Consider the following 22,313-nt stretch of genomic DNA (forward strand, 5'->3'; position numbering starts at 1 on the left):
TCAAATTTATCAAAAATCGGTAACTTTGGAGTATTGAATTTACCAATTTATGGTAATTCAAAATACTTTTTTTCAAAAAGTATCAAACAAGCTCATCACCTCAACTTTATCCAAAGATCTGGAAAGAATAATCCTTTTTGAAGTTCCAGGTAACAGATCAAAAAAGTTCTCACTGAAATGGGCATCTCCGATAAGGTAGATATCTTTTGCGAGAGTGTCTGTGGAAACTTCAATTTCCGTTGGTGATATTTTTTTAACGGTAATATTAGGTTTTGAAAGTTTTAAATCTTTAGGTCTTGCCGGAAAGAAAAGCTTTTCAAATTTTGCATCTTCACTGTCTGAACTTATTTTTAAAACAGCTTTAGACAAATCAAACTTTGCCCAATCAGTTTTGTTGATATTGAAAATATTCTCACTTACGTCAGCTTTTAAATTCTTGATAACATTGGATTTCCATAACGACTTTCCATCAAAATCAATAAGTTCAAATTTCACATCAGTTTTTATCTCTTTCAATAAATCGCTGGTCAGATATATTTCATAACTTTTATTGCTTTCTGCAACGGAAATCAGTATCGGTTCAAAGCTTCTTTTAGCCTGATAGTGAAATGCTTTCCAGTTTCCTAAATAATCAATGGACGACCATGAAACTACCGGCCAGCAATCATTAAGCTGCCAATACAATGTTCCCATATTATAAGGTTTCGCTCTACGATGAGCCTCTATCGCAATCTGCATTCCTCTAGCCTGTAATAATTGGGAAACATAGTTGTATTTCACAAAGCCTGTTGGAATTTTATAGTCCCGTTCCATATATTTATTGATGATTTCCCAGCCTCTTGCATGTTTTTCATGGGCTTTAATGGTTGGATTCTGTAAGTCAAGATCGGAAACTCCTGAGAACATTGATTTTGTTGTGGCTAACGTTGGCATTCCCTGAAATCCGTACTCAGACATGAAACGGCCTGTTTTTTCATTATAAACTTCAAAAGGCTGCTCGCCCCACCAAACTCCCCAATAATGAGAATCTCCTTCTGTTAAGCTTTCTTTGTGTCCCCAACCTATTGACGGAGAGCTCGGCCAATACAAGTTTTTATCTGGTGTAAGATTCTGTTTCATCGTATTGGGAATCACTTCATGAAACACCTTTTTATAATCTTTCCATACCTGTAAAGAATCTTCTTTTGAATATTTAAACTGCTTCTGATATCCCCAATTGACAATGGCTTCATCAATTTCATTATTTCCACACCATAATGCTATGGATGGATGATTCTGTAGTCTGTTGATCTGATCTTTTACTTCTTCTTTTACATTATCCAGAAATTCGTTATCTGCCGGATAAAAACTTCCTGCAAACATAAAATCCTGCCAAACCAAAATTCCGTTTTCATCACAGGCTTTATAGAATTCTTCATCTTCATAAATTCCGCCCCCCCAAATCCGGATCATGTTCATATTAGCGTCTTTGGCAGCTTTAATCAGTTTCTGATATTTTTCTTTGGTGATTCTTGGAGAGAAACTGTCTGCTGGTATCCAGTTTGTTCCTTTAATGTATAAAGGACTACCATTGACTTTAAAATAGAAAGATTTTCCTTTTTCATCTTTCTCCTGGATAAGTTCTATATCTCTCAATCCATAAGTAACATTGATATCACGGATAATTCTCCCACCTTTTTTATACAGAGTAATTTTCGTTCCATATCGGTGGGGATTCCCTCTTCCGTTAGGCTGCCATCTCTTTGGATCCTTAATTTTATAAGGGAGAATAATCGTATTCAGCCCTTTATTGAGATGGAATTTATGCATTCCTCTGTTTAAGTTGAACCAAGTAAAATATTCGCCTTCTTCTTCAGCAAAAATGCTCATATTAAACGAAACTTCAGCCTCTGTATCAGAAAGAGACTTTTGCTGCACCTGAACATTTTTAACCTTTGCATTTCCCCAGAATTCCAGCTTTACATCTTTCCAAATTCCTGCTGTCACCAATCTTGGTCCCCAATCCCAACCAAACTGATACTGCGCTTTTCTTACAAAGCTTCTCGGTGATTCAGGCATCGTAAACGGAACTTTTTTTGCCAGTTCTTTTCCTTCATTGACCGCAGATTTAAATTTCACCTGCAACAGATTGGTTCCTTGTTTCAAATACTCTTTCACAGGAATTTCCCATGTTCTGAACATATTATCTGTTTTTCTCAATAACTTTCCATTCAGATAAATCTCTGAAAATGTATCCAGTCCGTTAAAAACAAGATCAATATTATCATAATTGAATTCTTTGAATGAAATCTCAAAGTTGGTCTGATAGTCCCAATCTTCATTTTCTACCCATTGAACTTTCTTTTCGTTTTCATCTTTGAAGGGATCAGGAATGACTTTATTATTCATCAGATCCAGATGAACCGTTCCCGGTATCTTGGCAGGAAGCCAGTTTTTATCTTTTGAGTTTTTGAACGTCCAATTCTCAGAAGAAAGATTTCTTTCCGAATACTGAGCAAAAAGAATATTCTGAATCAGAAGAAAGCCAAAAAGTAAAGTTTTATGCATCAATAATTTTGTTTACAATTCTGTGAATTCCGTATTTAATGAGTTCACTATTAAAATTAATAAGAAGTCCGAGCTTCATATGAGTCTGTTTTAAATAAGTCAATACCTGAGCACTGAAAATAGAATGCAGTTCTAATACAGATTTCACTTCTACAATCACTTTATCTTCTACAATGAGATCAATTTTATATGCATTTTCTATAGTAATCTCTTTGTATTGTAATGGTAAAACGACTTGTTGCTTTACATTAAGATTCATTGTTCTTAATTCGTAAGCTAAGGCTGTTTCATATGCACTTTCTAATAATCCGACCCCTAAGTTTTTATGAACTTCTATAGCGGCTCCTATTATTTTGTAAGATAATTCATTTTCTGTCATTTGTGTGTGTGTGTTTGTTTTTTTAAACGCAAAGTTTTTATTTACAGTACGTATGATTTTTAAGGGAGCTAAGAGGGTATCGATTTGCAATCGATTATGATGAAGCGAACGTTATCCTCCTGCTTATTCACGGCTTTGCCGCTCAACTTTGCTTCCTTAAAATATAACAGTTTGTTGAATAAAAACTTTGCGTTTAAATTAAAGATTAATATGTAAAAGTTTACCATCAACAAATGAAAATCATTTACATTATATCATTAAAAACTAATAGCCGTTTTGTCATTCCGAGGAACGAGGAATCTCTACCATGTTTTGAGATTCTTCACTACGCTCAGAATGACAAGTTGGTTATTTAGTAATTATTTATTCTTCAAAGCTACTACCTCATCAGGGTTCGCAAAAGAGCAACCATCGGTAATTGCTGAGGAATGGAAATAGCCTGCCTTTGTAGCTTCTCTGATTCCTTCAATATTTGAGGAACGAAGGCCACCGCCTACAAGAATTTCAATTCTTCTATTAGAAAGTGCAACTAATGTTTTCAGGTTTTCTTTCCCTTCAGATACATTAGGTTTCTGGCCTGAAGTAAGGATGGTTGTAAAACCACATTCAATTACTTTTTCTAAAGATTCTTCCAATCCTTTTGCTCTGTCGAAGGCACGGTGGAATGTACATGGAAGCGGTGAAGCCAGTTCGACCAAAGCTTTATTTTGCTCAACATTCACCTCATCATTTTCATCCAGAATACCGAATACGAAACCATCAACACTCAATGATTTCAATGTGCTCAAATCTGATTTCATCTGCTCAAATTCAGCATCTGAATAGGTAAAATTGCCACCTCTCGGGCGGATCATAACAAAGATGGGGATATTTATTTTTTCTCTTAATCTTTTTGTAGTTTCAAAATCAGGAGTGGTTCCTCCTTCACTTAATCCGGCACATAATTCTATTCTGTCAGCTCCATTTTCAAAAGCAATTATTGCTGATTCGGGATTAAAGCATGCTATTTCTATTTTTGACATTGTCTTTCTATCTTTTAATTAAATTCGGGAACATCCTGCAATACATCAGCAATTAAGAATGTTCCATTTTCTTTCATTACTTTTACTTTTATCGGATATACGGCTTTTAATGCTTTATCATTAAGAACAGCATCAAACAAATAATTGTTTCCATTTTCAGAAATCAGTTCGCATTTGGTTACCTGTACTTTATCCCAATCCTGACCTGCGATTAAGAATCCAACTCCTACACCGGCTTTTTTAGTATCAAATTTCCCTTTCCATTTATCATTGAATTCTTTCTCTGTAAGACTTCCATCCACATCCATGTCAACATTCATTGCATCGGTTTTATAGTCGTAATAATCTTTGGTGGTCATTTTCTGCATATTCTTATCCAGGTTACCAAGATCTGATTTGAAATAATCTTCAATATTTTTTTCTAACCATTTTTTCGCTTCTTCCGATTCATTTTCCTGAGGCTTCGTTTCCTGAACCACATTTTCTTTCACTTCGGGTTCTGTTTGGGTAACTGCTGCTTCTTTCCTTTCTTCTTTACATCCTATTATTAAAAACAAGGAAGCGATCATCATTCTTTTCATATTCTGTCTGTGAATCATTTATCTTATTTGTTGGTTTACGCAAAGGCACAAGAAAATATTAGATTTTCAGTTTTTAGCCACGAATGCACAAATGAATTTATTAGTGCATTCGTGGCTAAAAAACTTGTGCATTATTTTACTGCAAATTCAGGTTTTTCAAGGCGGTTTCCTTTCTGGTCGTAAACCGCAAAGTTGAATCCGTCCTGAATACAGTAAGCTCCGTATTCTCCTTTTTTATTGATGGCGATAAAACCTACCTGAATATCTTTAAGGTTTTTATTTCTTCTCTGATTAATCTTTACAATTCTGTCTACCGCTTCTTTACAAGCCTGTTGTGGGGTTCTTCCTTGCCTCATTAATTCTACCACAAGATGAGTTCCTACCGTTCTTATCACCTCTTCACCGTGTCCGGTTGCTGTTGCCGCTCCTACTTCATTATCTACAAATAAACCTGCTCCTATAATGGGAGAATCTCCTACTCTTCCATGCATTTTGAAAGCCATTCCGCTGGTAGTACAGGCTCCGGAGAGATTCCCATTCGCATCAAGAGCGATCATTCCTATGGTGTCGTGGTTTTCAATGTTAGCAATGGGCTTATATTTGCTTGTTTTCAACCATTCCTTCCATTCTTTTTCAGATTCTTCGGTAAGAAGATTTTCTTTTTTGAAACCTTGAGAAAGGGCAAACTGAAATGCACCATCTCCTACCAACATAACGTGAGGCGTTTTTTCCATCACAGCTCTGGCTACGGAGATAGGATTTTTAATATTTTCAAGACAGGCCACTGAACCGATATTGTAGTTATCATCCATAATGCAGGCATCCAATGTTACCCTTCCATCTCTGTCCGGACGGCCACCATAACCTACGCTTCTTTCTTTGGGATCCAATTCTACCAGCCTCACTCCTTTTTCAACAGCATCCAGAGCTTTTCCTCCTTTTCCAAGGATAGTCCAGGCTTCTTCATTGGCCTTGAGACCGAAATTCCAGGTTGAAAGTACGATAGGTTTATTGGTAACAGTATTGTTTTCAGGCAATTCTTTCGCCATCAGATCTAATGGATTTACAGCGAGTGCCGCGGTTGCGATTCCCAGCTTTTTGATAAAACTTCTTCGGTTATTGTTCATTGTATATCAAAATTATAGTATCAACAAATCTAAAAAAAACTTCTTTGAAATCCTTATTATCATTGAATGAATATCTATATCTGATTTTTAATTATCTTTACTGCTGTAATGGACCTATTTAAGACTTTCAGAGATATTGTTTTCTTCCAGGATTTATCTGATGAAGAAATTAATGTTTTGATCCGTATCAGCACCCCCAGACTTCTAAGAAAAAAAGAAACGCTGGCACAGCCGGGACAGTCTTTTAATGATCTATTTATTCTTTCCAACGGATTGCTTAGATTTTTCTTTGATGATGAGAATGGTATTGAAACCAATCTTTTTTTACCATCAGAAAAAGAAGCTGCCATTATGGAAAGCCCTGAATCATTTTCAGGAGAAAGCGAAAGAAAATATACGATTGAAGCTGTTATCGAATCTCAGATCTTTTTATTTAACAAAGCTGAGTTTGAAGAAGTGGCATTCCAGCACAGGGGAATTTATAATGCTTATATAAAATCTTTAAAACAGATTATTAACACGCTAAAGATACGCACTGAACAATTTTGTTCTACTTCTCCGCATTCGAGATATGAAGAGTTTCTGGAAAATCGTCCATTTACCTCTCAAAACGCTAACAGAAAGTATATTGCCAATTTTCTGGGCATTACTCCCAATTCTCTTTCAAGGATGACCGCAAGGGTTCATAAAAAAAGAAACGAAAGAAAAAAATAACTTAGGAATACTTTTTCTCACTTTATTCGATCTATTTTTGCTTCATCAAAATACTGTTACACAATTTATTAAAAGCAAAAATGAGAAATTATTATTCACAAAAACGTATTACATTACATCATCTTTAATCTTCATTTAAGATGTAAGTTAACTGACTACTGCCTGTAGTTGGACTACTACCTTGTTTTACTTTTAAATATTACCTTATACCAATATATTATGCAAAGAATATCCATCCTTCTCTGCCTGTTACTTTCATGCAATTTTGTTCAGGCATCTACAGGAATAGAAGACAATATAGCTGATGTTGCATCCTGGGTCATTTTACTTGTTTTACCTTTGGCCGGGATCTACCTTTTCTGGAAAGTTCACATTTATCCGGAGAAAGTAGCTGAAAAGAAGAATCATCCTCAGCTCAACGCCATAAAGAGTATGTGCCTCCTCTCTCTTGTGTTTGGAGGCCTTTTATGGCCGGTTGCCTTAATCTGGGCCAATTATGATTATGGCAATCAAAATCAATCTAAAAATGATCCTGATATTCCTAAAGAACAGGAAGAAGAAAACCTTAACACAATTGAAAATTAACCAACATGCTAGAAGTACTTATTGCCATATATGCCGGAATCTGCTGGCTTCTCATTAAAAAATTAAAATTAATACCCTGGACATTTACCACTCAGGTTGTGGTATATTCTCTTCCAATTTTCGGGTCTATCGCTTTAATATTAAGTCTTAATTACTTTTGTCCTATTACGTCTGATGTGAAAGTAGGAAACAGAAGTGTGGATATTACCACACAGGTTTTAGGAAAAGTAAAAAAGGTGTATGTAAAAACCAATCAGGAAGTTAAAAAAGGAGATACCTTATTTGTTTTAGACAGAGAACCTTATGTACAGGAGATTAAGTCTCTGGAAGCAAAACTCAGTAATATGAAAGCTACCGTAAGCTCTTACAATACAGATATCGCTTCGTCCAGAAAAAACATTGCAGGATTACAGTCACAGCTTGATCTGGCTAACAAAAGAGTGAATCAATATAAAGAATTAGTAGAAGCGGGTGCTGCCAACAAATTTGATCTGGAACAGGCGATGACGAATGTTCAGGATTTACAATCCCGAATCAGTGCGGCACAAGCTCAGCAACAGTCTCTTGAAACTAAATCGAATGCTTCTTATAATGGAGAAAACTCATCGGTATCAGAAATTCAGGCTAAACTGGATCAGGCTAAATGGAATTTATCTCAAACCGTGGTTTTAGCTCCTACAGATGGTATTATTCCGAATGTTCAGCTTAATGAAGGAGCGATTATGGCTCCGTTTAAATCTGCTTTTGTTTTGATTCAGAAGCAGCAGTCTGTGATCGGATTTTTTGCTCAAAACGAGCTTGAGGCTGTAAAAAATGGTGATGAAGTGGAATTAGCTCTTAAAACAGAACCGGGAAAGGTTGTTAAGGCTAAACTTGAATATGTTATTGATGCTACCAGCCAGGGAATTATGAACAATGCAGGTGGAATGCTTGGTGGAAACGGATCTACAGCAGGACTTCCTGATACCGCAAGACAGTTACCAGAAACGGATGGAAAAATGATTGCCAAGTTTGTTCTGGAAGATAACCAAAAGCAACTGACGGTTGGTGCGAGAGGAACAGCAGTTATTTATTCGGATCATATTAAACCTCTACATCTTATCCGTAAAGTAATGGTACGAATCAACAGTAAGATTAACTTCATTATTCCTAAACTTCACTAATATGTACAAAAGATTCATTATGGCAGGAATCCTGGCTGTAAGTCTGAGCTCATGCATAGGCTACAAGGAACCAACCAAAGAAAATATAGCTGAGTTAAAGGAAAAAAGTGAAGTAGCCTCTCATATTACCATTCCTGATGACTGGATTTTTGACCGAAATGCCAATTCCAGATCTCTTTCTTATGACTGGATTTCGGATCTTAAGACTCCTCAACTGGAAGCACTTATCAATGAAGGAATGCAATATAATGCTGACATTATTATTGCTAAAGAAAAACTCAATCAGATTGAACTGGCGATGGAAATTGCAGGGACTAATCTTTATCCGAGTGTAAGTGCCATTGCTAACACCTCCAATAATCTGGTGAGCGAAAGCCAGATTAGCCGTCTGGCATTAAAAGCCAGTTGGGAAATTGATTTATGGGGTAAAAATAAATCTGCTCAAATGGCCAGTACCAGCGATTATTTTTCTGCTAAGCATCAGAATACCTTGCTACATCAGTCTATCGCTGCGATGATTGCAAAGGCATATTATCTTAATATTTCCGGAAATATCCAGGAGAATATGATTGAAGGCTATATTAAGAAAACGCAAGAACTGGAAAAACTATATACAGTTCAGAAAAAAGTAGGAACGGCCAATGCTCTTGATTTATCCAATATTTCAGCAGAGATCATTTCTCTGCAGGGTTATCTTGAAAAAATCAGAAATGCCAATATGCAATCCAGAAGATCGCTTGAGCTTCTTACCGGAAAATATCCTGAGGGAAAATTAACTACACAGAATTTTTTTAATCCTGTACAAAATAACATTCCTTCTTCTTTTCCCTTAGAGCTTTTAGAAAGCAGATCGGATATACAGGCTTATCACTTTCAAATTGAAAAGGCTTTTTATGAGGTTCAGCAGGCTAATGCAGCAAGGCTTCCTTCTCTTACGATCAGTTCTTCACTGGGAACAGCGGGCAGTAATGTAGAATCTATTAATTCATTATTTACTAATCCTTTACTGAGAGTGGGTGGTGGTTTGGTTTCTCCTATTTTCAATAGTGGAAAGCTTAAAAAGAATGTGGAAATAAAAAATTCTCAGCAAAAACAGGTGGTTGAAGAATATTCAAAAGCAGTTCTGAATGCATTGAATGAAGTAGAATCATCATTAGCAAATTTAAACTCTATTGAAAAGCAGAGTACCTTTAACCGTAAAGCCATCAATGAGCTGAAAAATAATATCAGTCTCACTGAAAAACAAATTAAGGTAGGAACCAATAACAGTTTCATATTGATCCGAAAGCAAAGGGATCTTCTTAAGAATGAGATGAACCTTATCAATCTGGAACTTCAGGACAAAATGGAACGCATCAATCTTTATATGGCTCTGGGTGCCCAAAACTTCATTTTTTCATAATTTTATACGGAATAAAGACTGCTGAAATAGAATCAGCAGTCTTTATTTTATTTTTGATAACTATATACTTAATTGTACAAAGAAATTACACAAATTTCAAATTCAAAAAAACTCTGTCCAATGTTATTTTTGTACATAGAAGTTAAATCAATATCATACAAAATACTTTAATTTATTTTACGGTTTTCCTCAATAATACAAACAGTTAACATAATAATATTTTTTCTCTTGTATTTGAATTAATTTTTATATTTACTGTTCAATTTAAAAAAACATAAAATGAAAAATCTAAAAAAATTATCTAAGAATGATCTTAAGAAAGTAAATGGAGGTTCTTGTAGTCAATGGTATAGTGTTGATTCTGGTTGCGGTAGAGATTATTATATGTGTGGTGATAATTATTCAAGCCCTAGACAGATGCATCAGGCAATGATGGAATTAAATGAAATTAAGTGCGGATAAATTTAAATAGGACTATATTAGATATAGTCCTTTAATTTTTAATTATATATATGAAAGTTTATTGCCTTTTTTAATATTAATATTTACGTCAAATTATGCTCAAAAAATTTCTTTAGTTGGAAATTCTGTAAAGCCATTTCCCTACAGTGAAAAAATAATTGACAATAGTACTTATAATATATACTATGAAGTAAAATTTAAAAAAGATCCTAGAAATTCTAAAAAAATAGAAGAAGCTATTTGTCTTTTAAGATTAGGTGATAACTATTCTATGTTTTCAGATTATAATAGTGTAAGAAGTGATTCTTTATCAGATATATATAGTCATAAAACACAAATTAGTGCTAAAGAATTTAATTTGTATAACAATTTTATAGAAAAGTGGAATATTTACGTTCTTAAAGATTTTAAACAAGCTAAAAACATTATTCAGGATTATGCAAAAGAAACATATCAATATGAGGATAATAAGTATAAATTTGATTGGAAATTAGAAAATGAAAGTAAAGAAATCTTAGGATATACTTGTCATAAAGCGACAACAGAATATAAAGGCCGAAAATATGTAGCTTGGTATGCTAAAGATATCCCTATTAATAATGGTCCTTATCTTTTTCAAGATCTTCCAGGTTTAATAATGGAAATAGAAGATTCAAAAAGTAATTATTATTTTAAAGTAATTGCTTTAGATCATAAACCTGGTAATATCTATTTAAAAACAGGGAAAAATATATTACAAACCTCTAGAGAAAAATTTCGTCAGCTTCAAAAAAATGTTCATGAAAATCCTAGTATTTACAGCGAACCAATATATGATTCCAACGGTAATCAAATAAATATTAAAATGAAATCAAAACCATATAACCCCATAGAACTTGAATAAGATTAGCAAATGCTAATCTTTTTTAGTTTGTTGATCAGAAAGCTAATCTTTTCACCTGTTGAATACATATACAAATATTAAATTCAATAAGATGAAATCCTTAACAAATTATGATAACTATATATTTAATTGTACAAAGAAATTAAACAACAGCATCAATCTTGGTATTGTTTTTTATTTTTATGTAATAATAAAATATGCTTTAGAAGATTATTTTTATTAACTCAATCTTAATGAGGTAGTTTATCTCTAAAATATCCATACACCCAGGTTCCGGCAATAGCACTTAGAAGGGTAACAGATACCGCTAGTGCTCCGGTTCCGACCTGGGCAAAAAGTGGCCCCGGACATGCTCCGGTAATAGCCCAGCCAAAACCAAAGATCAATCCGCCATAAATTTGACCTTTATTGAACTTTTTAGGGGTTAATGTAATGGGTTCACCATGGATTGTTTTGATATTGAATTTCTTAATCAGCCACACTGAAATAATTCCTACCAAAACAGCACTCCCGATGATTCCATACATATGAAACGACTGCAGGCGGAACATTTCCTGAATTCTGAACCAGCTGATAACCTCAGCTTTTACGAAGATGATTCCAAAAATAATTCCTGCTGCCAGATATTTTATATTGTAATACCATGGATGCTTTAATGTACTTTCGTTAGTACAGGCTGCATCTTGATGACGAATATTTTGTTCCTGTTCTTTTATCATTGATTGATTCTTAAAAATTAAACTTATAGGGAAAGGACCATTGGCAGAATAAGATTAGCCATTATAAACCCGCCTATCATAAAGCAAATAGTGGCAACCAAAGAAGGCCATTGCAAGTTAGAAAGCCCCATAATGGCATGCCCACTGGTGCAGCCGCCTGCATACCGGGTTCCAAAACCTACCAGAAATCCGCCTACTACCATCATTACAAACCCTCTCAAGGTTAAAAGGCTTTCAAAATTCATCAGCTGAACGGGAACAAGATTAGTATAATCTGTAATTCCGTAGCCTGCCAACTCAGTTTTCAGATCAGAATTAATGTTAATTTCAGATGGGTTTAGCAAAAAATTAGCTGCAATCATTCCTCCGAAGAAAATTCCCAATACAAAAAATAAGTTCCATGCTTCTTTTTTCCAGTCATATTTAAAAAAGTTGACATTAGCTGGTACACAAGCTGCACAGATGTGTCTCAGCGAGGAACTGATTCCAAAGGATTTGTTTCCCATAATCAATAAAGCAGGCACCGTTAATCCGATTAATGGCCCTGCTATATACCATGGCCATGGTTCTTTTATAATCTCCAACATATTTATTTTATTATTATTTTAAAACTTTAGACTGACATACAAAATCACTTTTTGAAACTTCTGTAGCAGCAATGGCTTTAAAACCACCTTCAACTTCCGTAAAGTTTCTGTACCCTCTTGCCTGAAGAATACTGGCCGCCATCATGCTTCTGTATCCTCCGGCACAATGAAGATAGAAATGTTCTTCCGGCTGTATTTCATCTATCCATTCGTTAATATAGGCCAAAGGTTTACTGTAAGCTTCGTTCACATGTTCCGCAGCATATTCACTTTCTTTTCTTACATCAATAATCTTCACTTCTTTGCCTTCTATCTCTTCTGCAAACTGTCCGGCAGAAATACGATTTACAAAATCTGTTTCTTTTCCACTGTTCTTCCATCCTTCAATACCGCCTTCCAGAAATCCAAGAATACGATCGAATCCTACTCTGCTTAATCTGGTTACTGCTTCTTCTTCCTCTCCCGGTTTTGTCACCAGCAGAATGGGCTGATTTACATCTGCAACCAAAGCTCCTACCCAGGGTGCAAAATCACCATCCAGTCCTATATTGACTGATTGCGGAATAAATTCCTCAGCGAATTCACCATTGTTTCTCACATCTAAAATCAACGCTCCGGAAGCTTCTGCTATTTCTTCAAACTGTTCAGGTTTAAGAGCATGTAATCCTTGTGATAATACTTCATCAAAGCTATGATATCCTTTTTTATTCATCATCACATTCATTCCGAAATATGCCGGTGGTGGTAAAAGCCCATCTGTTACAGCCTTAATAAAGTTTTCCTTACTGTTCTGATTAAGCGCATAGTTTGTTTCCTTTTGGTTCCCTAATGTATCAACCGTTTCTTTCTGCATATTTTTACCACATGCAGAGCCAGCTCCATGAGCGGGATATACTGTAATATTATCATTTAAAGGTAATATTTTATGATACAGACTATCATACAGCAGCCCCGCCAGATCTTCATGGGTCATATCTGCAGCTTTTTGTGCAAGATCCGGGCGGCCTACATCTCCCAGAAATAAAGTATCTCCACTGAAAAGAGCCTGTTCATTTCCCTCTTCATCAATCAATAGATAACAGCTACTTTCCAAAGTATGTCCTGGGGTATGAAGGACTTTTATTTTGATATCTCCAATTTCAAATACCTGACTGTCTTTTGCAATGATCGCCTCAAATTCAGGCTTTGCAGTGGGGCCGTAAACGATTGGAGCATCTGTTTTTTTGCTTAAATCAAGATGTCCACTCACAAAATCTGCGTGAAAGTGAGTCTCAAAAATATACTTTAGCTGTACTCCATCTTTTTCCAGTCTTTCCACATAAGGTTGAGTTTCCCGCAAAGGATCAATAATAGCCGCTTCTCCGGCTGAAGTAATATAATAAGCTCCCTGAGCCAAACATCCTGTATAAATCTGTTCTATTTTCATCTTTATTTATTTTTGATTTTGTTTTCTTATACAAATTTCATGATTTCAGTTTTTTCCTACAGTTACTTTTGTTACATAGCAGGATTTTGAAACCTATATCTAATCTTTTAAGGCACAAAAGCTTATTTTTTAAAACCCTTTAGTTCACTTAAGAAAGTTTAGAAATTACTGCATAAGAAGTACACTAAAGATAAAAATCATAGATTTTCATAAAGCTCAAGTGCTCTTTTCAACAGTATGAATCATAACTTATATTTTACTTAAGTGTTATGAAGCTTTTGTGACTTTTATTTATAGTTCAATTATAGAAATAGTTCCTTCGCTATAATATAAACACCCATCACAAGGATAAACCATCCGAATGCCGGTTTCAGTTTTTCACCATCAATCTTTTTTGAAATCTGGGAACCGATGATAATTCCAATAATCGCAATTGCTGCAATGGAGATCAGTACATTCCATTCTATTTTTGTACTGCCGATGGATGAAGAGAAACCAATCAGAGAGTTTAAAGAGATAATAACCAGTGAAGTTCCTATCGCCATTTTCACCGGAACTTTTAAAAGATTTACCAATGCCGGAATAATCATAAAACCTCCACCTGCACCTACCAGTCCGGTTAAAATACCTACTATTGTTCCCTGCCCGACAACCAACAGACCTTTCTTTTTATTAAAGTCATTTCTATTAGTATTTTCAGATGCTTGATTCTTAATCATCTTATAGGAAGCAAGGATCATTAACATTGCAAAAATCAGCAATAGAAAAATATTTTTGGTTACTGTAAAGCTTTTTACATTTAAAAGTTCCTCAGGAATGAGAGGCAGCAGATATATTCTGGTTAGAAAGATTGAAATAACAGAAGGTAATCCAAATATCAGAGCTACTTTAAAATCAACCAGTCCTTTTTTAAAATAGCTCACAGAACCTACAGCACTGCTCACTCCAACAATAAAAAGAGAATATTCTGTAGCTAACAAAGCATCAATTCCAAAAAGATAAACCAATACAGGAACGGTCAGAATACTTCCACCACCACCGATTAAGCCTAAAGAAATACCGATTAAAACGGATGCTGCATATCCTATAATTTCCATTTATTCAACTATTATGATGCAAAATTGGATTTGTTTGGGGAGAACTACAGCTACTTTTGTTACATAACAGAACTTTAAGCGAAAATACTATTCATGTTTATATGTTTTTCTAACCACCCCTTCAAAAATTCTTTGAATTTTCGCCACCCCTCTGGAGGAAGGGAATGTGAGCGTTTATTATTAACTGGAAGTGAGAAAAATAAAGGTGATGTAATTAATCTGTTGATTTTAAAAGAGTGATTTTATTTCTGCCCAGTTTTAATCTTCCATCTTCTTCAAGCTGTTTGAGAAGTCTTGATACCACTACTCTAGCTGTTCCCAATTCGTTGGCAAGCTGTTCATGAGTCGTATTGATAGTATCTGAGTTGGTAAGTTCTGATTTTTTATGGAGAAGATTCAGGAGTCTTTCATCTACTTTTTTGAAAGCAATGGCATTGATAATATCGAGTAATTCTTCAAAGCGTTTGTGATAAAGTCTGAAAATATAATCCAGCCACTCAGGATGTTCTTTAATGAACAGTGAAACTTTATCTACAGGCAGGAAAAGAATTTCGGCATCTTCTTCTATTTCGGCTTTTACGATACTCTTTTCATGGTGCATTCCGCCCAGAAAAGACATAATACAGCTCTCTCCTGCTTTGATATAATACAACAGGATCTCACGACCGTCTTCTTCTGTCCGGATCACCTTCATCATTCCTTTCATCACGATGGGAATGGAACGGATGGATGCATTTTCATCTAAAATAATATCTCCTTCATGATAGTTTTTGGTGATTCCGTACTGATAGAGTTTTTCAACCAGCTCGGGTGAAGAAGAAAATTCGTTGGAAAGTATGGTATCCTGCATGTTTTCAATTTCAATAGGGCTAATTTACGCCAATTTCATCAACAAACAGCCACGCTTTTGAATCTGCACCAGGATTTCCGGCTGGGATGATTCCTGCGTTTTCAATACTAATTTTCAGATATCTCGCATTTTGATTACCTAGTTTAAGCTGTATTTTTCCTTTGGCATTTTGAATATCCTCCTTTCCTATTTCTTTGATGGCTCTAAAATTTTTGTTGTCATCAGAAACATAGATTTTAGCGGATTTTGCAAGGTGAATCCAGCTACCTTTATTTTCCAAGGTATTAAAATAGATTTCCGAGAAATCGGTTTTCTGTCCCAAATCGATCGTTGCTACTACATCTTTTCCCTGAAAACCTAACCATGTTTTACCCAACTTCTTTACATTTCCAATAATTCCGTCTACCAGTGTAAAAGCTCCTCCAAATGAGTAGTTTTCATTCGGCTGCTGCTCTAGAGTAATCTTCTTTCCTGTTGATTTTGATATGATAAAATCTTGTGATGAAATGGCACTTTTTAACTGTTCTCCTTCAAAATAAGCAGATTTAACCGTTAAAGAATTGGGGATGGAAACAGGATTCTGATACGTTTTCGAGTTTACGGTTGGAACAGTTCCATCCAAAGTATATCTGATTCCGTTTGGATTTTGTGATGTAGAAAGTTCATAAGAAATTCCATTGTTTGAAGGAATTACTTTTCCTGAGATGTTATAAATACTTTTCGCATAGTTAACATTCATCTTATCAAGTATTTTGAAATGGCTAATGACTCTGTTTTCAAAATCTTTATAATTTTTAGGATCTGAAGTTCCCCAGCCTACTTCGGAAAGTGCCATTAATCTTGGGAAAATCATATACTGTACCTGTTTGAAATCCAGAATATATTCAGTCCATAAATTAGCCTGAACACCCAGAATATATTGAGCCTGTTCAGCATTTAATTCTACAGGAATCGGGTTATAGGAATATACTTTATCCAATGGCGTAAACCCTCCAAACGCATTAGGTTCAGACTGCGGATCTCCTTGATAATGGTCAAAATAGCAGTAAGAGCCTGGTGTCATCACAGCAAAATGTTTTGCTTTTGCAGCTTCAATTCCGCCGTTTACCCCTGTCCAGCTCATTACAGCGGCATTTGGAGCTAATCCTCCTTCCAGAATTTCATCCCATCCAATAATTTTTCGCCCTTTACTGTTGATGTATTTTTCAATTCTATGAATGAAATAGCTTTGCAGCCCATGTTCATCCTTCAGATTATTCTTTTTAATCAGATCCTGGCAGTGGGCACATTCTTTCCATCTTGTTTTAGGGCATTCATCACCTCCGATATGAATGTACTGAGACGGAAACAATTTCATCAACTCATCTAAAACATTCTCCAGAAATGTAAATGTTTCATCTTTTGGACAGAAGACATCATCAAAAACGCCCCATTTCGTAGCCGATTCAAAAGGTCCTTTGGTACAGGCCAATTCGGGATAAGCAGATAATGCTGCAAGGGCATGACCAGGCATTTCAATCTCCGGAACCACTGTTATATGCCTTTCCTTAGCATATTTCACAACATCTTTAATCTGTTCCTGAGTATAAAAATAAGGGCCGTAAGGTTTTCCATCGAAGGTATTGTCCACATAAGCTCCAATCATTGATTCTTTACGTTTTGAACCAATCTGCGTAAGCTTCGGATATTTTTTGATTTCAATTCTCCACCCCTGGTCATCGGCTAAATGCCAATGAAAAGTATTCAGCTTGTACATTGCCAGATAATCTATGTATTGCTTCACCTCATCTACTGTGAAAAAGTGACGGCAGACATCAAGATGCATTCCTCTCCACGCAAACTTGGGCTGATCTTCGATTTTCATCACCGGAATTTTCTTAGTATCCTTATACTGATCAATAATCTGAATTAAAGTTTGCAGCGCCAGAAAATATCCTTGCTTGGTATAAGACTTAATATGAATCTGCTTTGGAGAAATTTCTAATGAATAATATTCTTTTTTCTGTTCCGCATCTATTCTGGAAGGAATTACAGAATTCGTCAAGTGGATGCCACCACCTTTCTGAGCATATTGAAATTCTAACTGAGAACCTATTCGTTTTTTGAAATATTCAGTCTCCTCTTTCGGCAGATCACCGCTTAATACAAAAGTAGCCGGGATTGCAAATTCTCCCTGTAAAAATTCAATTTTCTGAGGGTAAGGAATAACATTCAATTTATTTTGAGCAAACATTAGAGTTGAAAGCAATGCAAAAAATACTAAAAAGGTTCGTACCATTGGGTGGGGTTAAAGTTTTAGCTAATATACTTATTTTTCAAAACTTTGAAATGGTTCAGATTCTCTATTTTACCCATAAAAATTTACACTAAAAAGAACAATTACTTTTCTGAAATATCGTTAATAACTCAATTAGTGAACAAGTTTTTTTAATTTTCAAAACAGATTAAAAATCAAACATTTAAATCAACAACACACTCTTTTTCCAAATCGAAAAAAAAATAATGGTTTATTTTTTGATAAGCATACGTCACTAAAAGATTAAACATCTAAATTTGTAAAAAAAATACAATGAGAAAAAGCATTTTTATAGCAGCCGGATTATTCCTTTCTATTTCTACACAGGCACAACTTCTTGATATTCTAAAATCAACAGTTAAAGACCAAACAGGAATTGATCTTAACAATCCAAAGGCTACCAAAGGTTCCACTACAGTTACAACAAATACGAACACAACCACAACAACTCCTATCTCTACTTCAACCAAAGCCTCTCCTCTTAATGTGGGAAGTCTTACCTCAACTCAGATTTCTTCGGGATTAAAAGAAGCGTTAAGTCTTGGAGTAACGGATGGAGTGAAGAAACTGGCGTTAACAGACGGTTTTTTGAAAAATGAAGCGGTAAAAATCTTAATGCCTGAAAAATTAAGAAAGGTTGATATGACGCTACGTTCTGTAGGATTAGGCAGCCTTGCTGATGAAGGTGTAAAATTATTGAACAGAGCTGCAGAAGATGCTGTAACGGAAGCTGCACCCATTTTCACCAACGCCATCACTTCTATGACGATCACAGATGCTAAAAATATTTTGTTGGGTAGCAATAACGCTGCAACAGGTTATCTTCAAAGCAAAACTCAGGCTCAGTTATTTACAGCTTTCCAGCCAAAAGTAAAAGCTTCTCTAGGAAAAGTAGGTGCTGATGCAGTTTGGAAGAACCTTATTTCAAAATACAACACATTTACGGGACAATCTGTAACCACTGATCTTAATGAATATGTGACTACAGAAACGATTAACGGAGTATTCAAAATGGTAGCGGATAAGGAAAGTGGAATCAGAAATTCGCCGGCAATGAGAACCACAAGCATATTGCAAAAGGTTTTCGGAGCGCAGGATGCTAATAGATAAATTAAAATTTAAATAGAATAGAAAGGTTGTTTCACACATGAAGCAGCCTTTTTTATTTATACCTTAATTTCTTTTGTCTTGAAACAAAAGAAACAAATTCAAGACTTGGATTCCTTTGCTAAAAATAAATTCTGTTCTCTAAAAATTTTAAACTCGTGCGGTAGCTATCTAATGATATTATCAGAATTTGTCCCGCACTCAGACAGAAAAATTTTCTTAACGTTCACAGAAATTATTTTTTTAACGCTCCGGACTCCTATGTCATTCCAATCAATCAGCTTCTATTTAAAAGAAGTAAAAGTATTTCTACCAAAATAGATTTCAAGTGAATGATGATGGTAACAATTCCGTTGATTAAACGATATGATATTTTGCCACGAATAAAAAAAAGAATTCGTGCATTTGTGGCGATTAAAAATCTGCGTAATCTCCAGAATCTGCGAGAGAAAAATATGGTTTTAAGAGATTCTTCATTACGCAAAGCTTCATTCAGAATGACAGCAATACTCCTGATTCAGATTCTTTTTTATTCTTAGAACATTACGGGGATTGAAATAAAAAAACCTTGCGGTGAGCAAGGTTTATATTATATTTAGAATTGCATTTCAGGAATTTCACCTTCAATGATAAGATCTGCTTCTGTAGCTTTGATGATGTCTTCTACTGAAACTCCCGGTGCTCTTTCCAGCAGTTTGAAACCTTTTGGAGTGACTTCCAGTACAGCTAATTCAGTAACAACTTTTTTCACACAGTTTACACCCGTTAATGGAAGCGTACATTTTTTAAGGATTTTACTTTCTCCAGCTTTGTTTACGTGCATCATAGCAACGATAATATTTTCTGCAGAAGCTACTAAATCCATTGCACCACCCATTCCTTTCACCATTTTTCCCGGAATTTTCCAGTTAGCAATATCTCCGTTCTCGGAAACTTCCATTGCTCCAAGTATGGTAAGGTCTACTTTCTGCCCGCGGATCATCCCGAAACTAAAAGCGGAATCAAAGAATGAACCTCCTTCTAAAATAGTAATGGTCTGTTTTCCGGCGTTGATGATATCTGCATCTTCTTCTCCTTCAAAAGGGAAAGGTCCCATTCCAAGAACTCCGTTTTCACTCTGGAATTCTACGGAAATACCTTCCGGAACATAGTTGGCAACCAAAGTCGAATTCCGATTCCCAGGTTTACATAATAACGATCTCTCAGTTCTTTTGAAATTCTTTTGGCAATTTGTTCTTTTGTAAGCATAATTAAAACTTAGACTGCAATTTAAATATTTTCAGCCGAATACAAAAGGGGTTGGAGCAGGAAGTTGGAAGCTGGAGGCTGGAGGTTAACATTGGTCCGAAAACGACTATATTACTTATAAACTGTATAACTTCCTTTTTCCGGAACCTGATTTTTAATCTTCCTCAACAACAGAGTATTGTCATTTATAATTAACATCGTTAGTAAAAATAATATCATTAATTTTGTACCATTATTTACTAGAATGAAGATACTTTTAAAATACCTTAAACCTTATCAATGGCTGATTGTTATTTCTTTGCTATTGGCTACCATTAATCAGGTTTTCTCTTTATTTGCTCCTGCGATTACAGGGAATATTCTGGACCAATTGGTTACTCATCCCAATTTCTTTGACAAAGAAAAACTTTTACCAAGAAATATAGATCAATATCTTTATGGAACCTCTGTATATCACGGAGCCTTCTATTTCTTAGGTTTACTGATCGGAACCGCGATGGTGAGTAGAATTGCCAAAGCATTTCAGGATTATGTGGTGAGTGTTATTACTCAGAAGTTTGGAGCTAAAATCTTTACGGATGGTTTAAAACATTCAATGGCATTGCCTTATCAGGAGTTTGAGGACCAGAGAAGTGGCGAAACCTTATCTATTTTAACGAAAGTAAGAGAGGATTCAGTGAAGTTTATTACTAATTTCATTAATATTTTCTTTGGGATTCTGGTAAGTATTATTTTCGTTTCTGTATATGCGATCCGCCTGCATTGGTCGATTATGCCAGTGTATATCTGTGGAATTTTCCTGATTGCTTTTATCACGAATTTATTGAGTAAAAGGATCAAAGTCATTCAGAAAAATATTGTTTCTGAAACCACAGCTTTAGCAGGAAGTACTACGGAAAGTCTTAGAAATATAGAAATTGTAAAGAGTTTAGGTTTAACGAATCAGGAAGTAATCCGTCTGAATAACAACACGTATAAAATTCTGGGTCTTGAATTGAGAAAGGTTAAAAGCATCCGTTCCTTAAGCTTTATCCAGGGAACAATGGTAAATTTTCTTCAGCAGATGATTACCCTGACACTTTTATATCTGATCTTTAAAAATATTGTTACTCCGGGACAATACCTTTCCCTGATGTTTTATGGCTTCTTTATTTTCGGGCCTATGCAGGAGATCGGAAATATTATTATCTCCTATCGTGAAGCTGAGGCCTCTCTTCAGAATTTTGACCGTTTAATGAAAAAAGACGTGGAAGAAAAACCGCTTCACCCGAAACAGATTGGGGCGATTGAAGAACTGGAATTCAAGCATGTTTCTTTCAAACATCAGTCGGCTCAGTATAAAGCACTGAATAATATTTCTTTTGATGTTAAAAATGGAGAAACCATTGCATTTGTGGGGCCAAGTGGATCCGGGAAAAGTACACTGGTAAAATTATTGGTTGGACTCTACAGACCTCAGGAAGGGAATATTTTTTACAATGAAATTAATGGAAAGGAATTTGATTTTGATGAACTGAGAAATCAGATTGGCTTTGTGACACAGGATACCCAGCTTTTTGCAGGAACTATTAAAGAAAACCTTCTTTTTGTGAATCCTAAAGCTACTGAACAGGAACTTGCCATTGCTTTGCAGAAATCAAGTTGCACTGCCTTACTGGAAAGGGCTGAAAAAGGGATTGAAACGGTTATCGGAGAAGGCGGATTGAAATTAAGTGGGGGTGAAAAACAAAGAATCGCTATTGCAAGAGCACTTTTAAGAAAACCTCATCTGTTGATTTTTGATGAAGCTACTTCTGCTTTAGATAGCATTACTGAGGAGGAAATTACCTCTACCATAAAGGACATCTCTGAGGAAAGAGAGCAGATTACCGTTCTGATTGCTCACCGATTAAGCACCATCATGCATGCAGACAAAATCTATGTACTGGAGCGCGGACAGATTGTAGAAACAGGTTCTCACGATCATCTGATTGCTGAAAAAGGGCTTTATTATGCCATGTGGAGACAGCAGATTGGGGAAAGGAAAACAACTGTTCCACAATAATCGTAGAAATAAAGATGGCGACAAAGTCGCTGATTAAGCTGTATTATATTTTGCCACGAATGCACGAATTCTTT

The 22,313-nt window shown here is 35.4% G+C and carries 19 protein-coding genes and 1 pseudogene; 8 read left to right on the plus strand and 12 right to left on the minus strand.

All coding sequences use genetic code 11. The annotated features are described in order from the left end of the window. Window positions 1–72 precede the first annotated feature (72 nt). From BOQ64_RS04095 to BOQ64_RS04115, 5 genes are all read right to left on the minus strand, one after another. Window positions 73–2,547, minus strand: a complete 2,475-nt coding sequence (locus BOQ64_RS04095) for a beta-mannosidase (RefSeq protein ID WP_129058312.1) — start codon at window positions 2,545–2,547, stop codon at window positions 73–75. After that, on the minus strand, window positions 2,540–2,926 hold the full coding sequence (locus BOQ64_RS04100) for a GxxExxY protein (RefSeq protein WP_129058311.1): 387 nt from the start codon (window positions 2,924–2,926) through the stop codon (window positions 2,540–2,542). The genes BOQ64_RS04095 and BOQ64_RS04100 overlap by 8 nt, the downstream gene beginning before the upstream one ends. A gap of 359 nt (window positions 2,927–3,285) precedes the next feature. Further along, on the minus strand, window positions 3,286–3,948 hold the full coding sequence (locus tag BOQ64_RS04105) for a copper homeostasis protein CutC (protein WP_129058310.1): 663 nt from the start codon (window positions 3,946–3,948) through the stop codon (window positions 3,286–3,288). 14 nt (window positions 3,949–3,962) lie between these two features. Then, window positions 3,963–4,547 (minus strand): hypothetical protein, encoded by a 585-nt coding sequence (locus BOQ64_RS04110; protein WP_228448143.1) that lies wholly within the window; start codon window positions 4,545–4,547, stop codon window positions 3,963–3,965. 113 nt (window positions 4,548–4,660) lie between these two features. Then, on the minus strand, window positions 4,661–5,656 hold the full coding sequence (locus tag BOQ64_RS04115; protein WP_129058309.1) for an isoaspartyl peptidase/L-asparaginase family protein: 996 nt from the start codon (window positions 5,654–5,656) through the stop codon (window positions 4,661–4,663). Window positions 5,657–5,764: 108 nt separating this feature from the next. On the opposite strand from BOQ64_RS04115, the gene BOQ64_RS04120 reads away from it, so the two are divergent. The 6 genes from BOQ64_RS04120 to BOQ64_RS04145 all read left to right on the plus strand — a co-directional run bounded on the left by BOQ64_RS04120 (window position 5,765) and on the right by BOQ64_RS04145 (window position 10,865). Continuing rightward, window positions 5,765–6,370, plus strand: a complete 606-nt coding sequence (locus tag BOQ64_RS04120) for a Crp/Fnr family transcriptional regulator (RefSeq protein WP_228448145.1) — start codon at window positions 5,765–5,767, stop codon at window positions 6,368–6,370. A gap of 219 nt (window positions 6,371–6,589) precedes the next feature. Further along, window positions 6,590–6,955: a DUF3302 domain-containing protein gene (locus tag BOQ64_RS04125; protein ID WP_129058308.1), complete on the plus strand. Its 366-nt coding sequence runs from the start codon at window positions 6,590–6,592 to the stop codon at window positions 6,953–6,955. Between the two features lie 5 nt (window positions 6,956–6,960). Continuing rightward, complete coding sequence (locus BOQ64_RS04130) at window positions 6,961–8,118, plus strand: HlyD family secretion protein (protein WP_129058307.1); 1,158 nt, start codon at window positions 6,961–6,963, stop codon at window positions 8,116–8,118. A gap of 1 nt (window position 8,119) precedes the next feature. Next, on the plus strand, window positions 8,120–9,520 hold the full coding sequence (locus BOQ64_RS04135; protein WP_129058306.1) for an efflux transporter outer membrane subunit: 1,401 nt from the start codon (window positions 8,120–8,122) through the stop codon (window positions 9,518–9,520). Window positions 9,521–9,799: 279 nt separating this feature from the next. Then, window positions 9,800–9,982, plus strand: a complete 183-nt coding sequence (locus tag BOQ64_RS04140) for a bacteriocin-like protein (RefSeq protein WP_129058305.1) — start codon at window positions 9,800–9,802, stop codon at window positions 9,980–9,982. A gap of 61 nt (window positions 9,983–10,043) precedes the next feature. Then, the gene (locus BOQ64_RS04145) at window positions 10,044–10,865 is read left to right on the plus strand and encodes a GLPGLI family protein (protein WP_164975746.1); all 822 of its coding nucleotides are present in this window, start codon (window positions 10,044–10,046) and stop codon (window positions 10,863–10,865) included. 230 nt (window positions 10,866–11,095) lie between these two features. On the opposite strand, the gene BOQ64_RS04150 is transcribed toward BOQ64_RS04145, so the two are convergent. From BOQ64_RS04150 to BOQ64_RS04175, 6 genes are all read right to left on the minus strand, one after another. Further along, window positions 11,096–11,584: a DUF6691 family protein gene (locus BOQ64_RS04150; protein WP_129058303.1), complete on the minus strand. Its 489-nt coding sequence runs from the start codon at window positions 11,582–11,584 to the stop codon at window positions 11,096–11,098. A gap of 23 nt (window positions 11,585–11,607) precedes the next feature. Beyond that, window positions 11,608–12,171: a YeeE/YedE family protein gene (locus BOQ64_RS04155; RefSeq protein WP_129058302.1), complete on the minus strand. Its 564-nt coding sequence runs from the start codon at window positions 12,169–12,171 to the stop codon at window positions 11,608–11,610. 13 nt (window positions 12,172–12,184) lie between these two features. Further along, on the minus strand, window positions 12,185–13,597 hold the full coding sequence (locus BOQ64_RS04160; protein WP_129058301.1) for an MBL fold metallo-hydrolase: 1,413 nt from the start codon (window positions 13,595–13,597) through the stop codon (window positions 12,185–12,187). A 302-nt stretch (window positions 13,598–13,899) separates the two neighbouring features. Next, window positions 13,900–14,694 (minus strand): sulfite exporter TauE/SafE family protein, encoded by a 795-nt coding sequence (locus tag BOQ64_RS04165; protein ID WP_129058300.1) that lies wholly within the window; start codon window positions 14,692–14,694, stop codon window positions 13,900–13,902. A gap of 214 nt (window positions 14,695–14,908) precedes the next feature. Next, window positions 14,909–15,544: a Crp/Fnr family transcriptional regulator gene (locus BOQ64_RS04170; protein ID WP_129058299.1), complete on the minus strand. Its 636-nt coding sequence runs from the start codon at window positions 15,542–15,544 to the stop codon at window positions 14,909–14,911. Window positions 15,545–15,563: 19 nt separating this feature from the next. After that, window positions 15,564–17,822, minus strand: coding sequence for a family 20 glycosylhydrolase (locus BOQ64_RS04175; protein WP_129058298.1), 2,259 nt, complete (start codon window positions 17,820–17,822; stop codon window positions 15,564–15,566). A gap of 291 nt (window positions 17,823–18,113) precedes the next feature. On the opposite strand from BOQ64_RS04175, the gene BOQ64_RS04180 reads away from it, so the two are divergent. Beyond that, window positions 18,114–18,950: a DUF4197 domain-containing protein gene (locus BOQ64_RS04180; protein ID WP_129058297.1), complete on the plus strand. Its 837-nt coding sequence runs from the start codon at window positions 18,114–18,116 to the stop codon at window positions 18,948–18,950. 592 nt (window positions 18,951–19,542) lie between these two features. Here BOQ64_RS04180 and BOQ64_RS04185 read toward each other — a convergent pair. Beyond that, window positions 19,543–20,195, minus strand: a pseudogene (locus tag BOQ64_RS04185) (CoA transferase subunit B). A 244-nt stretch (window positions 20,196–20,439) separates the two neighbouring features. On the opposite strand from BOQ64_RS04185, the gene BOQ64_RS04190 reads away from it, so the two are divergent. After that, complete coding sequence (locus tag BOQ64_RS04190; RefSeq protein ID WP_129058296.1) at window positions 20,440–22,239, plus strand: ABC transporter ATP-binding protein; 1,800 nt, start codon at window positions 20,440–20,442, stop codon at window positions 22,237–22,239. Window positions 22,240–22,313: the final 74 nt, after the last annotated feature.

This window comes from Chryseobacterium sp. CH25 (assembly GCF_004119455.1).
Taxonomy (GTDB): Bacteria; Bacteroidota; Bacteroidia; order Flavobacteriales; family Weeksellaceae; genus Chryseobacterium.

Excerpts from the sequence above, each read along its gene's own strand:
- BOQ64_RS04115 (WP_129058309.1), bottom strand. The coding sequence starts at position 5,656 with ATGAACAATAACCGAAGAAGTTTTATCAAAAAGCTGGGAATCGCAACC.
- BOQ64_RS04120 (WP_228448145.1), top strand. The coding sequence starts at position 5,765 with ATGGACCTATTTAAGACTTTCAGAGATATTGTTTTCTTCCAGGATTTA.
- BOQ64_RS04095 (WP_129058312.1), bottom strand. The coding sequence starts at position 2,547 with ATGCATAAAACTTTACTTTTTGGCTTTCTTCTGATTCAGAATATTCTT.
- BOQ64_RS04180 (WP_129058297.1), top strand. The coding sequence starts at position 18,114 with ATGAGAAAAAGCATTTTTATAGCAGCCGGATTATTCCTTTCTATTTCT.
- BOQ64_RS04150 (WP_129058303.1), bottom strand. The coding sequence starts at position 11,584 with ATGATAAAAGAACAGGAACAAAATATTCGTCATCAAGATGCAGCCTGT.
- BOQ64_RS04155 (WP_129058302.1), bottom strand. The coding sequence starts at position 12,171 with ATGTTGGAGATTATAAAAGAACCATGGCCATGGTATATAGCAGGGCCA.
- BOQ64_RS04165 (WP_129058300.1), bottom strand. The coding sequence starts at position 14,694 with ATGGAAATTATAGGATATGCAGCATCCGTTTTAATCGGTATTTCTTTA.
- BOQ64_RS04175 (WP_129058298.1), bottom strand. The coding sequence starts at position 17,822 with ATGGTACGAACCTTTTTAGTATTTTTTGCATTGCTTTCAACTCTAATG.
- BOQ64_RS04125 (WP_129058308.1), top strand. The coding sequence starts at position 6,590 with ATGCAAAGAATATCCATCCTTCTCTGCCTGTTACTTTCATGCAATTTT.
- BOQ64_RS04160 (WP_129058301.1), bottom strand. The coding sequence starts at position 13,597 with ATGAAAATAGAACAGATTTATACAGGATGTTTGGCTCAGGGAGCTTAT.
- BOQ64_RS04170 (WP_129058299.1), bottom strand. The coding sequence starts at position 15,544 with ATGCAGGATACCATACTTTCCAACGAATTTTCTTCTTCACCCGAGCTG.
- BOQ64_RS04110 (WP_228448143.1), bottom strand. The coding sequence starts at position 4,547 with ATGATTCACAGACAGAATATGAAAAGAATGATGATCGCTTCCTTGTTT.
- BOQ64_RS04105 (WP_129058310.1), bottom strand. The coding sequence starts at position 3,948 with ATGTCAAAAATAGAAATAGCATGCTTTAATCCCGAATCAGCAATAATT.
- BOQ64_RS04140 (WP_129058305.1), top strand. The coding sequence starts at position 9,800 with ATGAAAAATCTAAAAAAATTATCTAAGAATGATCTTAAGAAAGTAAAT.
- BOQ64_RS04135 (WP_129058306.1), top strand. The coding sequence starts at position 8,120 with ATGTACAAAAGATTCATTATGGCAGGAATCCTGGCTGTAAGTCTGAGC.
- BOQ64_RS04130 (WP_129058307.1), top strand. The coding sequence starts at position 6,961 with ATGCTAGAAGTACTTATTGCCATATATGCCGGAATCTGCTGGCTTCTC.
- BOQ64_RS04100 (WP_129058311.1), bottom strand. The coding sequence starts at position 2,926 with ATGACAGAAAATGAATTATCTTACAAAATAATAGGAGCCGCTATAGAA.
- BOQ64_RS04190 (WP_129058296.1), top strand. The coding sequence starts at position 20,440 with ATGAAGATACTTTTAAAATACCTTAAACCTTATCAATGGCTGATTGTT.